This window comes from Pseudomaricurvus sp. HS19 (genome assembly GCF_009857815.1).
Classification (GTDB): Bacteria; Pseudomonadota; Gammaproteobacteria; order Pseudomonadales; family Cellvibrionaceae; genus Pseudomaricurvus.
The window spans coordinates 118801-135490 of the sequence record NZ_WVVW01000001.1; the positions used below are offsets into that span (position 1 = coordinate 118801).

General features: G+C 57.9%; 12 protein-coding genes. 10 read left to right on the forward strand and 2 right to left on the reverse strand.

From position 1 onward, the window contains the following. The first annotated feature begins 195 nt into the window (after nt 1-195). From GSF27_RS00485 to GSF27_RS00510, 6 genes are all read left to right on the forward strand, one after another. Nucleotides 196-684: a MarR family winged helix-turn-helix transcriptional regulator gene (locus tag GSF27_RS00485; RefSeq protein ID WP_160964627.1), complete on the forward strand. Its 489-nt coding sequence runs from the start codon at nt 196-198 to the stop codon at nt 682-684. Next, nucleotides 674-1738 carry a phosphotransferase family protein gene (locus tag GSF27_RS00490; RefSeq protein ID WP_202410218.1) on the forward strand — a complete coding sequence of 355 codons (1065 nt, stop codon included), beginning with the start codon at nt 674-676 and terminating at the stop codon, nt 1736-1738. The genes GSF27_RS00485 and GSF27_RS00490 overlap by 11 nt, the downstream gene beginning before the upstream one ends. A gap of 111 nt (nt 1739-1849) precedes the next feature. Continuing rightward, a complete protein-coding gene (locus GSF27_RS00495; protein ID WP_160964631.1) occupies nt 1850-3142 on the forward strand; it encodes an acyl-CoA dehydrogenase family protein in 1293 nt (430 codons plus the stop codon). A 2-nt stretch (nt 3143-3144) separates the two neighbouring features. Continuing rightward, entirely contained in the window at nt 3145-3885 is a 741-nt protein-coding gene (locus tag GSF27_RS00500) for an SDR family oxidoreductase (protein WP_160964633.1), read from the forward strand. Between the two features lie 69 nt (nt 3886-3954). Next, nucleotides 3955-5211, forward strand: a complete 1257-nt coding sequence (locus GSF27_RS00505; protein WP_160964635.1) for an MFS transporter — start codon at nt 3955-3957, stop codon at nt 5209-5211. 42 nt (nt 5212-5253) lie between these two features. Next, nucleotides 5254-6057, forward strand: a complete 804-nt coding sequence (locus GSF27_RS00510) for a tyrosine-protein phosphatase (RefSeq protein ID WP_160964637.1) — start codon at nt 5254-5256, stop codon at nt 6055-6057. A gap of 21 nt (nt 6058-6078) precedes the next feature. Here GSF27_RS00510 and GSF27_RS00515 read toward each other — a convergent pair whose 3' ends face one another. Next, nucleotides 6079-7002, reverse strand: a complete 924-nt coding sequence (locus GSF27_RS00515) for a LysR family transcriptional regulator (RefSeq protein WP_160964639.1) — start codon at nt 7000-7002, stop codon at nt 6079-6081. A gap of 183 nt (nt 7003-7185) precedes the next feature. Between GSF27_RS00515 and GSF27_RS00520 the strand changes: the two genes are divergently transcribed. The 4 genes from GSF27_RS00520 to GSF27_RS00535 all read left to right on the forward strand — a co-directional run bounded on the left by GSF27_RS00520 (nt 7186) and on the right by GSF27_RS00535 (nt 14666). Beyond that, a complete protein-coding gene (locus GSF27_RS00520; RefSeq protein WP_160964641.1) occupies nt 7186-11718 on the forward strand; it encodes a biotin carboxylase N-terminal domain-containing protein in 4533 nt (1510 codons plus the stop codon). Between the two features lie 211 nt (nt 11719-11929). Beyond that, nucleotides 11930-12880 carry a Gfo/Idh/MocA family protein gene (locus GSF27_RS00525; RefSeq protein WP_160964643.1) on the forward strand — a complete coding sequence of 317 codons (951 nt, stop codon included), beginning with the start codon at nt 11930-11932 and terminating at the stop codon, nt 12878-12880. A 107-nt stretch (nt 12881-12987) separates the two neighbouring features. Continuing rightward, entirely contained in the window at nt 12988-13443 is a 456-nt protein-coding gene (locus tag GSF27_RS00530; RefSeq protein WP_160964645.1) for an NUDIX domain-containing protein, read from the forward strand. Nucleotides 13444-13823: 380 nt separating this feature from the next. Beyond that, on the forward strand, nt 13824-14666 hold the full coding sequence (locus GSF27_RS00535; RefSeq protein ID WP_160964647.1) for a sterol desaturase family protein: 843 nt from the start codon (nt 13824-13826) through the stop codon (nt 14664-14666). A gap of 475 nt (nt 14667-15141) precedes the next feature. On the opposite strand, the gene GSF27_RS00540 is transcribed toward GSF27_RS00535, so the two are convergent. Continuing rightward, nucleotides 15142-16635 (reverse strand): YdiU family protein, encoded by a 1494-nt coding sequence (locus GSF27_RS00540; protein WP_160964649.1) that lies wholly within the window; start codon nt 16633-16635, stop codon nt 15142-15144. Nucleotides 16636-16690: the final 55 nt, after the last annotated feature.

Below are 16690 nucleotides of genomic sequence, written 5' to 3' on the forward strand. Positions count from 1 at the left end.
TCAAAGCCTTTTTAATCCCGAGTTACCTGCAATATCTGGCCATATGGCCGGTAAAATATGATTATTATTAATAATAAAGTTTGGGTTAATTCTAAAATAGTCTTGGAATGACTGGCCGGAAGGGCTGGTTTCAACGGCCCTGGGCCATTAATCAATATTGACATCAAAGATGACAATATCCAGTATGAAGACAGCATGAAAAATACACTCGATAACAAATATGCCGATCCCCTGTTTCTGATGGTCGACGAGCTGATCAGGACCAGCAGTCGCTTGCGTACGGTACTGGGACAGTCCCTCAAGGATGTTGGCCTCACCAAAACCGAAGTGACTGTACTGACCGCGGTTGTGGTTGCCGCAAAGCCTCCCACCATGTCCCAGATCGGCCGCAGTCTTGGCAGTCCCCGCCAGGTGATTCAGCGTTCAGCCAATGCATTGATAAAACAGGGGCTGATAAAAGCGGTAGATAATCCCGGCGATCTTCGCGCCAAGTTGCTTGAGCCCACGGCAAGCGGGATTGAACTGAAGGCTGAAATTGATGCCCGAGCCCGCAAGTCCGCAGAGGGCTTAACAGAAACCCTGGATCACAAACGTTGCGAAAAGATTACGGCGGATCTGCGCAAGCTGCGCCGCGAAATTGAGACCTACGTGCGACAGAGGGAAATCGATGGGGTTGAAACATAATCTTGAGGAACTGGTTAATACGCCCGCATTGTCGGCCTGGCTGGATGACAATGTTCCGCAGTTGGGAAGCGGGCCTCTTCAGGTAGACCTGATCTCCGGCGGCTTTTCCAATGTCGTCATTGGCCTTAACAGGGGAGGCCCCTCCATGGTGTTGCGGCGGCCGCCGGCAACACCTCCCCCCGGTGCTGAACGCACGGTTCTGCGCGAAGCCAGAATGCTCTCCGCTCTTGATCAGACCAATGTTCCCCATCCCAAATGTTTTGGTGCCTGCGAAGATGCAGGGCTGATAGGTGCGCCGTTTTACGTCATGGAGAAAGTCGAGGGCTGGTCGGCGCAGATCGTCGACGGAGTCACCACCTATCCTGCGCCGTTTGATAAGGCGCCCTGCGGTTACCGCGTTCCCTACGCCGTGGTCGATGCCCTGGTTGCCCTGGCCAATGTTGACTACAAGGCTATTGGACTGGAGGGGTTCGGCAAACCGGATCGTTACCTGGAGCGACAGGTGGATCGTTGGGCCACCCAGTTGGCGTCCTACAAGGAGAAGTACGACTATCCCGGTCGAGAGCTGCCAGGCTATGAGTTGGTGGAGTCCTGGTTGAGGGCCAATACGCCTGCCAACTATGAGGTCGGGATTATTCACGGTGATGTGGGCACGCCCAATATGCTATTCGCCGAAGACCTGCCCTGCCGGGTAAAGGCCCTCATCGACTGGGAGCTAACCACCATCGGCGATCCATTGGTGGATCTGGGCTGGTTCCTCGGTGGGCTGCGCGATGAGCGCATGCCTGATGTGGGCACCTCCAGTCTTAACGATACCAGCCACTGGCCCAGTCGGCAGGAGTTGATCCGCTATTACGGTGCCGGCACCGGGCGCGACATGAGTCACTTCGATTACTACCTGGTTCTCGCCCGTTTCAAGGCGGGCTGCATTATGGAGTACAAGGTGGCGCAGGCGGCTATCGGCAAACTGGATAAGGAAGCTGGCGAGTTTTTTTCCGGGATTGTGCTGGACTGCTTTGCCTCCGCCGCTGAAATTGTGAAGAGAATTGGTTAGCCGAATGCATGCGGTGGTGTGGCAGGCCTCGTCGACGCCAGGCATCAGATACTGAAAGTATTCGAGTCAGAAAAACATAAAAGCAAAGCCGAAGCTTAACAGGAGCTTGTCATGATCGACTTCAGTGTAGAGCCGGAGTTTCAGGAAAAACTGGATTGGATGAACACCTTTGTGCGTGAGGAGTGTGAGCTGGTGGACCTGCTGTTCCCTACACCCCACGACATGTATGACGTCAAGCACAGCAAGGCCCGGCGGATCGTGCGGCCGCTGCAGGAACAGGTGCAGGCGCAGAAACTCTGGGCCTGTCACCTGGGGCCTGATCTCGGTGGTCCGGGCTATGGTCAGGTGAAACTGGCGTTGATGAACGAAATCCTTGGCCGCTCCAGCTGGGCACCGACGGTCTTTGGTACTCAGGCCCCCGATACCGGCAATGCCGAAATCCTCGCCATGTTTGGCACCGAAGAGCAAAAGCGGAAATACCTCAAGCCGTTGATGGACGGCGATATTGTATCGTGCTTTTCCATGACCGAGCCGCAGGCGGGCAGCGATCCGCTGGAGTTTGAGTGTAAGGCCTGGCGTGATGGTGATGAGTGGGTCATTGAAGGGGAGAAGTGGTTCTCCTCCAATGCGCGTTTTGCCGAGTTCTTTATTGTTATGGCAGTGACCAATCCTGACAACGCGCCCCACGAGCGTATGTCCATGTTCCTCGTGGATGCCGATCGCCCGGGCATTGAAATTATCCGCAACTCGCCGCTGTTGACCGAGAACGCCGATGGCGAGAACGCCACTTCGGCGTACATGCGGTACAACCAGGTGCGTGTACCGTTGGATGCCATGCTGGGTGAGCCGGGAGGGGCGTTCAAGGTTGCCCAGGCACGTCTCGGCGGCGGTCGTATTCACCACTGCATGCGCACGGTGGGGTTGTTACAGCGCGCCATCGATATGATGCTGGAACGGGCAGTCTCCCGTCGCACCAAAGGCAAGCGCCTGGGTGATCACCAGATCGTGCAGGCGCAGATCGCCGATTCAATTATTGAACTGGAGCAGTTTCGCCTGCTGGTATTAAAAACCGCCTGGATTATCGACACCCAGCCCCACGGTGCCGCGCGTACCCACATCGGCATGTGCAAGGCGCAGCTGGGCAAAATCTTTTTCGATATCGCCCAGCGCGCGGTGCATTTGCATGGTGCGCTTGGGGTTACCCATGAAACACCTCTGGCCAAAATCTGGGCCGGCGCACCGGCGCTGGCGTCGGCAGACGGTCCCACCGAAGTTCATCAGGTGCAGGTGGCCAAGGCTTATCTAAAAAAAGCGGTGGCCACCGAGGGACTCTTCCCTACAGATCACAACCCGACCCGGCTTGCACTGGCGAAGAAGAAATACGCCCACCTGCTGGAGGATTGAGCGTGGATGCCTTGTTTGATTTCACCGGGCTGGTGGCCGTGGTCACCGGTGGCTCCCGCGGACTCGGTTACCACATGGTCCGGGCGTTGGCGGAGCGTGGTTGCGATGTGGTGATCGCCAGTCGCAAGCTGGAAAACTGTGAGCGCGTGGCCGAAGAGGTTCGTGCCATGGGCCGGCGGGCGCTGGCAGTGGCCACCCATGTGGGGCGCTGGGAACAATGTGACGCTTTGATTGAAACTGTCTACGCGCACTTTGGCCGTATCGATATCCTGATCAACAACGCCGGTATGTCGCCGGGGTGTCCCAGCCACCAGGTGAGCGAAAAATTATTTGATGCGGTGATGAACCTCAATTTCAAAGGGCCCTTCCGGCTGGCGAGCGAGATTGCCCACCGCATGTCCCAGGGGGAGGGGGGCAGCATTATCAACATTAGCTCCACCGGTGCATTGATGGCGCTGCCGCAGGTGGTGCCCTATGGCGCTTCCAAGGCGGCCTTGAATGCGATGACAGTGTCTCTGGCGAAGGAGTACGCCCCCAGCGTACGAGTCAATACGGTGTCGGCGGGGCCGTTTCTGACGGAAGCCCATACCGACTGGACCGAGGAGGAGTTGAACAGCATGAACAACGCCGCCCGGCGCGCTGGTGAGCCGCAGGAGATCATTCCCGCTGTTCTGATGCTGGCCAGCCCTCGCTCATCCTTTACCACGGGGGCACTGCTGCGGGTGGATGGCGGACAGCGCTGATACGCTGTGGTTTGAACGCCGAACTTCACTATAACGATAAAGACAATTCACGCGAGTGAGGAGCTGTTCATGAACAAGGTCTATTACGGCTGGTTTATCGTCGCCATTGCGGTGGTGATTAATACGCTCATCATCGGCGGTGTGTTTACCTCCATGGGTGTTTTCGTCCTGCCCCTGGCCACAGAGTTCGAGTTGACCCGCGCGGAGGCCAATACCGCCGCTATTTTATTGAGCTTTGGTTGCGCGGTCTGTTCGCCATTTGTTGGCAGCCTGCTGGACCGCAGGCCATTGCGGCAGATGATGTGGACAGGTGCGCTATTGCTCGGTGGCTGTCTTATCGCCATAGGCCTGTCGGATTCCCTTTATGTTTCTGCGGCCATTGTTACCTTGCCGTTGGCGGTATCCACCATTGCCGCAGGTACCGCTTCGGTAACGGTGTTGATCGCTCGCTGGTTCAGTGTTTACCGCAGCCGGGCGATGGCTCTCGCGGCCCTGGGGATATCCTTTGGCGGGGTGCTGATGCCGCCTTTGCTGGGTTTTCTGCTGGAGCGGATTGGTTGGCGGCAGACACTCATTGTTGAGGGGGTGGTGTTGATGGTGGCGATCAGTGTGCTGGTGCTGCTGGTCAGGGATCGGCCCGGTGAGAATGACCGGGAGGTACCCGGAGAGCATCCGGCCAGTGAGAGGACACCTGCCTCCACGGCTTCCGAGGTACCCATGTCCTTACTGTCCGTACTGCGGCTGCCGTTGTTCTGGTTTATGTGCCTGAGCGTCTCTTTTGTCGTCGGTGCCGCTCATGCCTTCAGTATTACCATCGTTCCCCTGGGGCAGGATATGGGGCTGACGGCGGCCACGGCTGCGGGGTTGCTGTCGCTGTTTGCCGGTGGTGGTGTGTGCGGGAAATTGTTGGTGGCCTCCATTGGCCAGCGTTTTGACAGCACCCTGGTGCTGGTGGCCTGCTTTGCGCTGATGGCGCTGGCCAATTTCGTGTTCCTGGTGGCCGACAACTACACCCAGCTCAGGATTGGCTGTGTGCTGCTGGGTATCGCTGTGGGCGCCACCTTGCCGGTCTTTTTCTCGTTGCTGGCCAGCACCTTCGGACCGGCCTCGTTTGGCACCGTCAATGGCCTGGCCACCACCGGCATGGCCATCGTTGGCGCCATCGGCGTGCGCTGTGCAGGTGAGATTTATGACCGGACCGGTGGTTATGAGCTCTTGTTCATGGTGTTGATTGGTATTCAGTTCGTGTCGATGCTGCTGATCGTCAGCGCGCGCTGGTTGATGTCCCGGGGCTATGCGCCGGCGACCCAGCCGGGTCAGGTCTGACACTTCAGGGGTCGACGTTAGTTAATGCTTTGAGGTGTGATTTTGTCTGTACTGTCCCCGGGTGAGCGCAGCATCGCTCTGCAAGGTGCCAAAAACTTCCGTGACTTTGGCGGCTATCGCAGTAACGTGGGTGGCTGTGTCAGGACGGGAAAATTGTTTCGTGCAGCTGCGCTGTCAGAATTGACTGAGGCTGACCTGGCTATGCTGGTGCCGTTGGGTATTCGTGCCGTGTGCGACTTGCGCCGTGACATCGAGCGGGACCGGGCACCTACCCGGTGGTATCAGGGAAGCGAGGTACGGTTTTACCATCTGCCATTTTTCCGGGATAAATCCAGTACGGCCGGTGTGATGAGTGGTGCCCGTGAAGGGGGCAGTGCGGAAGTTTCCAGGCAGATCATGATCGACATGTATCGGCGCATGGGTACCCGGCCACAGGTGCAGCAGCAGATGCAGCAGATCTTCTCCCTGCTGCGGGCAGGGGAAACCCCGTTACTGATTCACTGCAGTGGTGGCAAGGATCGTACTGGTGTGGCCTGTGCCCTGATTCTCGCTCTGTTGGGGGTAGAGCAGGAGACCATTGTCGAAGATTACATGCTGAGCCTGGCGTTCTACACCGGCCGGACGGATGTAACCCGCCAGGCTCGCGGGCAACTGGTGGATTCAGATCAGGCGGGTGCGCGTGAAGCGGAAGCGTTACTGCCGTTGTACACCGTGGATCCCGATTACCTGCGGGCAACGTTTGCGGGAATCATCGAGGCCTATGGTTCCATGGAGGGGTACTACGTCACCGGCCTGGGTCTGGGGCAAGGGGATATCGAAAGGCTGCGACAACAACTGCTTGCCTGAGATATTGCGGGGGGGAGACTCTCAGCTTTCCACCAGCGACAACTTGGGAAGCCCACCGCGCTGCTCATTGGCATGGCGCACCACATAATCCAGAAAGTGCGAAATCTTTGGCGCCAGCTGCATACGACTGGTGTAGAGGCCGTAGCACTTGATCGGCTCAATGGGGATCTCGGGCAGCAGTTGCACCAGTGATCCGGCCTTCAGCGCAGCCTCGCAATCGGTACGGGTGAGCATGGCGATGCCGAGCCCGGCCTTCGCCATCTGTTTGAGGCTGGCGGAGCTGTTAACCCGGTAGCGGGGTTTGATGCTGACGAGGTGGCGATTTTCACCACTGCCAAAGGGCCACAGGGGCATGGCGCGCGAGTTACCCAAAATCAGGCCGTCGTGGCTTTTGAGGCTTTCCAGGTCAGTGGGCTGGCCGTGCTGCTGAATGTATTCGCGGCTGGCCACCAGTACCCGTTCCCGTTCAAACAGCAGTTTGGCAATCAGGTTGGAGTCCGACAGGGGGCCGAACTTGATGGCGATATCGGCGTTATGCCCCAGCAGGTCCACATCCCCGTCACTGAACTGCAGGTCGATATCCACCTTGGAATAGTTCTGCATAAAGCCGGCACACAGGTTGGTCAGGGTCTCCGGGTTAAAGGAGATGGGGGCGATAATCTTGAGGTTGCCGGCCACTTCCTGACGGGAGTTCTCGGCTGTGGTGCTGACCTGCAGCGCCTCTTTGAGAATGCGCACCGAGCGGTCGTAGATCTGGCGGCCTACCTCGGTCAGCTGCACCTGGCGCGTATTGCGTTGCAGCAGGCGTACGTCGAGGTGTTCTTCCAGCTGCGAGATCTTGCGGCTGATGGTGGACTTGGGGGTATTCAACTCCCGGGACGCGTCGGAAAAGCTCCCTAATTCAACAACCTTGACGAATAAAAGCAGCGTATTCAGATCGAACATCGGTGGTCTGAGATCCCTGGTCGATTGTTTCAGATATGGAACAGTCTGTTTTTGGTCAATTCCTACAGAGTGCGCACTATATCCGATATGGTTGGGCTGTTTCGTGAATTATACGCGCCTGGTGGGTAGATCCTATCGCTTTTTGCGCACTAAGTCCCCGATTACGGATAAGAATAGGCCTCCATGAATACAAAAGCAGAGCTTGCCAAAGTCCAGGAAAGTGACGAACTCTTCATTAACGCGGATCGTGACGCCGCAACCTTCTCGGTACTGCCGGAACGGGACCCCCTGAAAGCCTCTCTCTACCTGGATGGCGTTATCGACGAGCGCCGCATCAAGTCGCGCCTGCGCCAGCTGGTGCGGATGGACGTCGATGAGTATATCGACGAAGTGGTCATGCCAACCCAGCACAACAAGCGTCCCGGTGTGCGTGAGGTGGTAGAGCAGCTCAATGCCACTATCGTCACCAGCCAGCTGAAGGGATCCCTTTATATTGCCGAGATCGAGCTGAACTTCAGCCATGGCAGGCGCCGCATCGCCATCATCGGCCAGGAGCGCACCTCCTCCAACGGCGCCTGGATGCCGGAGCACCACCTGCAGGCCAGCGAAGCCATCCTGCGTTTCTCCGAAATGGGCCTGCCGATTGTGTTCCTTATCGACACCCCCGGGGCCGATGCCGGTGAAATTGCCAACAAGAACAACCAGGCCCACTCCATCTCCCAGATGATTACCGCCAGTGCCTCGGCTTCAGTGCCGACCCTGGGGATTGTGCTGGGTATGGGCTATTCCGGTGGTGCTATTCCGCTGGCCGCGGCCAACCTGCTGCTGTCCGTGCGTGACGGGGTGTTTAACACCATCCAGCCCCAGGGCCTGCAGAGCATTGCCCGTAAGTTCAATCTCTCCTGGCAGGAGTGTGCCAAGAGCGTGGGTGTGAGCCCGGAAGAGCTGCTCTCCAACGGCTGTATCGATGGCATTATCGACTATACCCCCTGGGACCAGGATGAGCGCCGCGACAACCTGCAACGTGCCATGGTGTCCGGTATCGAAGCGATTGAGGAGGCCTCGCGCAAGTTCGTGGCCAACAATCCGTCGCTGATCAAGCAGTACCAGCTCAACCTGGACCGCTACCTCAATCCCACCGAATACTACCGCGCGCTGGACACCAAGCGTCGCACCACATCCCCAACGGCACAGCCCAATATTTTCGGCCTCTGCCTGCGCTACATCCGCTACCTGCAGAGCAGCAACCGCCTCAAGTCCATCAGTGTGCGGGAATATGAACTGACCGCTGAAGCACGCCTGCCACGGGGTGACCTGAAAGACCGTATCCTGCAGGATCAGGCGCGCCTGTTTAACACCTGGATCGAGAGCCCGGACAAGATCGTCTACGACGATGAGCTGACCAAGCTGTGGAAGCAGTTCTCCGATCGCATGGCGAGCCAGAACAAGGAGCGCAACAAGGTTTCCCGCCTGCTGCTGGGTGAGCCACAGGAGAATTACGAGAAAGCCAAACAGGCAATGCTGTTTGGTATCTGCTTCTTCCTCTACAACCGCTGGAAGGGCACGGCGAAGAATAACTTCAAGGCACTGATCGACCTGCTTGAAGATGAGACCCGCGAACCTTCCGTGGAGTACTGGCCCGAGCTGTCCGATATGCATGTACTGGATATTGTGCTGCACCGGGACCTGCGTCTGGATTTTATTCAGCAGTGCCGCAACCTGCTGATCTTCGATGCCCTCTACGACAACGTGGTTGCCAACCTGCCGAGCATTGCCCGGGAAGCGATGGAAAGCCGCAGCCTGTCGAAGAAGTCGGTTTCCGATCTGCTGGAGGCCTCCCTCAACTCCGTACTGATGGAGAGCGGCGACGCGAAGAAAGAGCGCAAGACGTTCGAACAGTGGCTGAAGTACCTGGCCAATCACGGCGGTCGTGGCGACCTGCTGACCAAGGTGGAAGCCTGGAAGAACATCGGCTTCCCGCAGATGAACGAAAGCCTGTTTGTGATCCTCACCTATTTCTTCGAGACGCTGTTGCCCGAGTACTACAGCAGCCTCAACGGTGGCACTTTCAAGGGGCTTATCACCCCGGTACGTATCGGTCGCAAGAAGGATTTCTGGAACCGCCTGACCATGGGCTATCGCGACCTGCTGTTGCAGCGCCTGCTGCGTTCCGTGAAAAAGAGCAGCACACCGCAGCCGGAAACCATCCTCAGTACTTACTTCAGTAACTTCGCTGAGTTCCACGCTGACAGTACCAGTGCCAACCCGGTAAATTTCCCCGGTTTCCACCAGTCCATTGAAGCCGCTATCGCTGCCAACAAACGCCCCTGTGGCCTGGTCACCGGTATCGGTGAGATCGCCGGTGAGGGCGGCGGCAATCCCAGTCGTGTGGGTGTGGCGATTTCCAATGTGGAGTTCCAGGCCGGTGCCTTTGATATGGCCAGTGCCCGCAAGTTCTGCGCCCTGATGGTGGAGTGTGCCCAGCAGCAGCTGCCTATCGTCTGCTTTATCAGCTCCGGTGGTATGCAGACCAAGGAGGGGGCCGCAGCGCTCTTCTCCATGGCGGTAGTCAACGACCGTATTACCCGCTTTGTGGCGGACTTCGACCTGCCCATCGTGGTATTCGGCTTTGGTGACTGTACCGGTGGTGCCCAGGCCAGCTTTGTGACCCACCCGCTGGTGCAGACCTACTACTTCTCCGGCTGTAATATGCCGTTTGCCGGCCAGATGGTGGTGCCTTCCTACCTGCCATCCCAGTCCACCCTGTCCAACTACCTCTCCACCACCCCGGGCGCGATGGCGGGACTGGTCAAGCACCCGTTTGTGGCGGACCTGGACGCGTCACTGCGCACTATTGACCCGGTCATTCCATTGCCGGATCTCACTGTTGACGATGTGATTGCCAGTGCCCTGCAGAAAGCGCTGCCGTGTGTGGATTGTGATGACCAGCTCTCCGACACCGATCCGAAAGCGCTGATGGCGCCGGTGAAGAAGGTGCTGGTACACGCCCGTGGCTGTACCGCAGTGAAGCTGATCCGCAAGGCTCAGGAAAATGATATCCAGGTGGTGTTGGTGGCGTCCGACCCGGATATGAATGCGGTGCCGGCGCGTATGCTGAAGCCCACGGATCGCCTGGTGTGTATCGGTGGTAACTCCTCCGATGAGAGCTACCTCAATGCACCGTCCATCATCAAGGTGGCCGAGTACGAGCAGGTGGACTCGCTGCACCCGGGTATTGGCTTCCTCTCCGAGAGCCCATCCTTTGCCACACTTTGTGTGAGTAACGGCATCAACTTTGTGGGCCCCAGTGCCGACAGCATGACCACCATGGGCAACAAATCCAACGCGGTGAAAACCGCCATGGCCTGTGGCGTACCTGTGGTGCCCGGCAGTCACGCGATCCTCACCGGTGTCGAGCAGGCGGCAGAGATTGCCGATCACATTGGCTACCCGGTGCTGCTGAAAGCGGTACACGGTGGTGGTGGTAAAGGCATCAAGGTGGTTCACTCCGCCGATGAGATGAGCCGTTTCTACTCCGTCATCAGTACCGAGGCCCGCTCTGCCTTTGGCAGTGGTGATCTCTACCTGGAGAAGTTCGTCACTTCCATGCGCCACATCGAGGTACAGCTGTTGCGCGACAGCGCCGGCAACACCTCCGTGCTGGGCATTCGCGACTGTACCGTACAGCGCGACAACCAGAAGGTGGTTGAAGAGTCAGGCTCCACCATGCTGCCAGCGGCGCTGAAAGCCAAGGTGGAAAACTACACCAAGGCGCTGGCGAACCAGGTGGATTACACCGGCGCCGGTACCGTGGAGTATATCTACGACATCCAGAACAACGCCGTCTACTTCATGGAGATGAACACCCGCCTGCAGGTAGAGCACCCGGTTACCGAAGCCACTTCCGGTATCGACATTGTGCAGGCGCAGTTCCGTATTGCGTCCGGCCAGACCATTGAGCATCTGCAGCCGCAGGATAAAGGTTACGCCATCGAAGTTCGCGTTACCGCCGAGAAAGCGGTTATGGGCAGCGACGGTCACCTGAAACTGGCGCCTAACCCCGGCTACATCAGCAACTGTGTGATGCCGGAGCGTGATGATGTGGAGATTATTTCCATCGCCGCCAGCGATGTGGAGATCTCGCCTTACTACGACAGTCTGATCGCACAGATCATCTGCCGGGGCGAGAGCCGTGAGGATGTCGTTGAGAAACTCTACAACTACCTGGATGGCGTGGTGATTGATGGCATTGCCACCAACATCCCGCTGCTCAAGCGTATCCTCAAGGACAAGACCTTCCGCAACGGTGTCTACGATACCAACTACCTGCCTGGCTTCCTCTCCATGCTGGATGCGGAAGAGTTTGTGGCCGAGTTCGCCCAGCAGGGTAGTGCAGGCTCGTCGGCGGATGCCATCCGTGTGGATGACAGCCATGAGCTGAAGGTATTTGCCCCGGCCACCGGTGTCTTCTACACCGCCGCCTCACCCTCAGACCCTGACTTTGTGAAGCCGGGTGATGTGGTGGATACCAGCGTTACATTGGCGCTGGTGGAGGCGATGAAGATGTTCAGCCAGCTGAGCCTGGATAACTACAACGGCCCGGACAACGAGCTCTACCCATCGGACAAGAAGTACCGGATTGAGCATCGCAACGTGGCCAACGGTCAGCAGGTCAGTGCCGGCGATCTGCTGTTTATTATCAGCGCCGTTAACTAAGGCACTATGCGGAACCAGGCCCCGTCTGCCTTCAGGTGGCAGGCGGGGCCTTTTTGTTTCTAACCCTGTCTCTGCGGTTTCGTTTGCGAAACTTTGCCCTCTGTTCCGGTTGCGCTTCGCGATGTTTGCCGGCCTCTGTGTTATGGTTTGCGCCAATACCGTCTGAAAAACCGGTACGGGCATCGACAATAAAACAGATACGGATTCGACTATGTCCCTGAAAGTGGTGGTTATTGGAACCGGCTTTGGCAAACAGACTGCCGCGCCGGCGTTTGAAGCAGTTGGCTGCGAGGTGACGGTGGTTTCACCCCGCGATGAAACCGCTGTGCGGGCAGCGATTGCGGCTCCTTGTGATCTGGTCTCGATTCACTCGCCGCCCTTTATGCACCTGCAACACGTGCAGTGGGCCACAGAACATGGCCGCCATGTACTGTGCGACAAACCCTTTGGTTGTAATGCCGCGGAAGCGGAACAGATGCTGCAGCTGGCTGAAAAGGCCGGGGTACGTCACTTCCTCAACTTTGAGTTCCGCTTTGAGCCGCAGCGCCAGAAGCTGAAAGAGCTGCTGGATACAGGCGCCATTGGCACCCCGCAACATTACGCCTGCAGTGCCTACATGAATTTCGGGCGGGATCGTCCCTACGGCTGGTTGTGCGACAAAAACCGGGGAGGGGGCTGGATCGGTGCTTACGCCAGTCACGTGGTCGATGCCCTGCACTGGATGTTCGGTGAGATTACCGAGGTGCAGTGCCTGCCCCGCATCGATGTGCCGGTGCGGCAGGGTGCCGGTGAGCAGCAATCACAGCAGTTTGAATGCACGGCGGAAGATGCGTTGATCGCCCAGTTCCGCTTGGCCAATGGTATGACGGCAACCCTGGATACCGCCTTTGCCGCACCGGTGAATCTGGCTCCGAGAATAGTGGTACTGGGCAGCGAAGGCAGCCTGGAGTGCCTGCCGGATGGCAGCCTGAGGTTGAAGCCTGTCAGTGGTGACGAGCAGGTAGTCGAGGGCGTTGGTGGCTATGTGATTCCGCTGGCGATGAAAGCCTGGGCGGCAGAGGTTTGCCAGGCGATTGCAAAGGCCGGGCCGCTGGCACCGGACTTCAGCGACGGTCTGCGCTGCGCCCGTATTCTGGACAAAATGAGGTCGCCCGCGGGTTAGGGGGCACTTACCGGCCAGCAAACGGCAGTGCATAAACGCCATGGAGTGGCTATCGGTGTTACCATCGGGGCTCTTGAACGGTAGTAACGCAACGGTTGTAGAATTACATGAAACATCGCATACGCGCCGCTGGCCTCGTCGTTGACGGCGACCACATCCTGCTGGTCCGCCACAGCCATAACGGTGTCGAATGGTGGGGCCCACCCGGAGGCGGCTTTGAAGGTGAGGATGGCTCCACGGTAGCGACTGTCCGTCGCGAGCTGCTGGAAGAGAGTGGCCTTGAGGTGAATGTTGGCGAGCTGGTGTTTGTGCGGGAGTTCTACGAGAAGTTTTCCCACACCTACCACGTTGAGCTCTTCTACCGCATCACAGGCTGGAGCGGGGAGGTCACCACCGACAACCTGCAGGGGGCCGGCGACGAGCATATCGTGCAGTCGGTGGAGTGGGTCCATCGCGAGCGATTGCCGCAGCTCAAACTCTATCCGGTAGAACTCTGCGACCTGCTCTGGCAGGTACTGCAACAGCCTCCACAAGGTGCCATCCACCTGGGCAGCTTCTCCTGATCAGCCAGCGGTCTTGCACGCAGCCCGCTGCTGTCACTTCCTGCTGAAACGCAGCTATCTCCTCCTATCGACAACCCTGGTTGACCATTCCGGGGTGCTGCCTCTCTCGTCTCTGATTTCAATAAATTGAATAAAAACATGGGGATACTGAATTCTTTCCCTTCCCTGGGGCACGAAGTCAACGTTTCTTGATCTGGCTCAATCAAAGGGTAGTTATACCATGTTGACCATTCAGACAAGCGGGGTTTACTATTTCTCCATGGTCGCACCACAGGTGCTCCGGACCAGCCAACATCCGCAGTTCATTTAGAGCGGAGCCCGGTGAGAGAGAGCCCCGGGTTGGCGGGATAACAGATAACCATCATAAGAGGAAAGCAGTCATGGACTTTCTGCCGATGCAAAACCCAACCGATAGCTACCAGTGGCTGGCAGCGTTCTACGTCATGATCGCGGTGCTGGCGATTCCTTTCGCCGCGTCATTTGTGCTGAAACTGGTACCGGCCTTTGGCAAGGTATCCCGTACCAACAAAGAGGCGGCTGCCCAGCAGGTTAAAAAGAGCTACTACAACCCTATCCAGAACCGCAGCAAGCGCTGGGGCTTTACCGCACTGCTGATCAACTTCTACGTCATTACTCCCTGGGTGATCACCACCGAATCCCAGGCCTGGTGGGAGATCCTGCTGGACGTGTTCGTGATCCTGATGGTTTACGACTTCTTCTATTACCTGGTACACCGCTTCCTGTTCCACGATGGTGGCCCCCTGGTATGGGTACACGCCGTGCACCACCAGCAGCGCAACCCCTGTCGCCAGGACTCCAACTACCTGCACCCCATTGAAACCTGTGCCGGTGTGCTGCTCTACGGTGCCACCATCGGGCTGACCGGCCTGATCATGGGTGACTTCAGCGTGATCACCATTGCCATCACCTGCATAGCCTTCTCCGAGATCAACCTGCACAACCACGACCGTATGCAGGAGGACCGCTTCCCGTTCAAGTACCTGAACTACATGTCCTACATGCACCACGTACACCACGCCCGTTTCACCGGCGGTAACTTTGCCACCATCTCCCTGTTCTACGACTGGCTGTTCGGTACCTACGACACCGGCAACGGCTGGGGTCCGCACCTGCGCCCTGAGGGTGACCAGCGCGATGCCCGTATCGTCAAGGCACAGGAAGAGGAGACCGGCGCAGACGGTAGCGCCAACGCCAGCGCCTGATACAGCAGCCGGGAACGCCCGGACCAGAAACAGATCGGCCCCAACCCTGCAAAGGTTTGGGGCCGATTTCGTTTAAGCGGTGTAAGGTTTTATGTGGGCTCTGTTCGCAACAACTTTGTCACTTCCGCGTACAAGGAGAATTTCCGCCATGCTCTCTCCATCTTTGTCACTCCCGCGCAGACGGGAGTCCGGTGGAGCTCGCGGGATTGGATTCCCGCCTGCGCGGGAATGACAGTGTTGGGTTAAGGTGGATGGGGTATGGCGCGGAGGTGGGGCTGGGCTTTCTTTTGGCTACTCACGTGTGCCCGCTGTATCGGTATTTCTTTGCCCAAACAAAGAAAAGTAACTTGCCCGGGAGGGCGAAACCCAAGGTTTAAAATCACTGCGCAAAACGCAAAGCTTAGCCCTTCAATTTCACTGCAGACCGTAATGAGTTCAGAATCATCCCAAGGCAGTGGGCTTTTTTAAAACAGGCTCAGGTACCACAAAACGTACGCGTAACCGCCTCTTCCGGCTTTGCCGGAAAAATATACTCACTGTGGTCAGGATCAAAATCAAACGGCTTGGTCAGCAGATCCACCAGCTTGTGGAAGGGCCCGAAGTCGCCCCGGTTACCCGCCTGGATTGCCTCTTCAACACGATGGTTGCGGGGAAGAAATACCGGGTTTGTACTCTGCAATTGCTGACGCAAGGTTTGCAGTTGATTACTGTCCATGGACGCCACGCCCAACTCATCCCGCCAGCGCCCCAGCCAATCATTCAATGTGAAGGGCAGGGGATAAAGCTCACCAACGCTGCCAGCTGCGGGTTCTTCACTGCCCAGGTAATCCGCCAGCACCCGGAAGCTGAGGGTGAAATCCAGTGACTCCTGTTGCAGCAGTGTCAGGAATTCGATCATCAGTGCGCGGGGTTCTTCTCCGGGCTCCTCGAAGCCCAGCTTCTTGCACATCAGCCGGGTGTAGTGCTGGTTGTAGAGATCGGGGAAAACATTCAGTGCCTGGCCCGCCAACTCCAGCGCGGTTTTTTCGTCCGGGTGCAGCAGTGGCAGCAGCGATTGCGCCAGCCAGGCCAGGTTCCAGTGGGCAATGCCCGGCTGGTTGGCGTAGGCGTAGCGACCCTGGCGGTCGATGGAACTGAACACTGTGCGTGGGTCGTAGCTCTCCATAAACGCGCAGGGGCCGAAGTCCACGGTTTCGCCACCCACCAGCATGTTGTCGGTGTTCATCACGCCGTGAATAAAGCCAATGCTTTGCCACTGGGCGATCAATTGTGCCTGCCGTTCAACCACGGTTTGCAGCAGCTCCAGGTAAGGGGCGGTGCTGCCACTGATGTGGGGGTAGTGACGCTCGATCACGTGATCGGCGAGGGTGCGTACCGCTTCCCAATCCTCCCGCGCGCCGAAGAACTGGAAGGTGCCGACGCGGATATGGCTGCGGGCCACACGGGTGAGGATGGCACCCGGAAAAATGTCATCCCGCGCTACCCGTTCACCGGTGGTCACCGCCGCCAGCGCCCGGGTGGTAGGTACACCTAAGGCGTACATGGCTTCACTGACAATGTATTCGCGCAGTACCGGTCCCAGCGGCGAGCGGCCGTCGCCCATACGGGAGTAGGGGGTTTCGCCAGCGCCTTTCAGCTGCACGTCGTAGCGCAGACCGTCGCTGCCAATCACTTCGCCCAGCAGGATGGCGCGGCCATCCCCCAATTGCGGGTTCCAGCTGCCAAACTGGTGGCCGGCGTAGACGGTGGCGATGGGTTGTGAACCTTCGGCTACGGCATTGCCGGCCAGGATATTGACGCCCTCGGCCGACTGCAGTGCTTGCGGGTCAATCCCCAGCAGCCTTGCCAATGGATCGTTTACCCGGATCAGTCCCGGTTGTTTGACCGGCGTGGGGTGACGGTGACTGAAGAGCCGCTCATCAAGAGTGACGTACAGATTGTCGAACGGGATATGGACTGCCTGGCTCATGACGAATACAACCGGTTACTGCGAACGTGAAAGTAAGGATACCCCCTTAATTTAA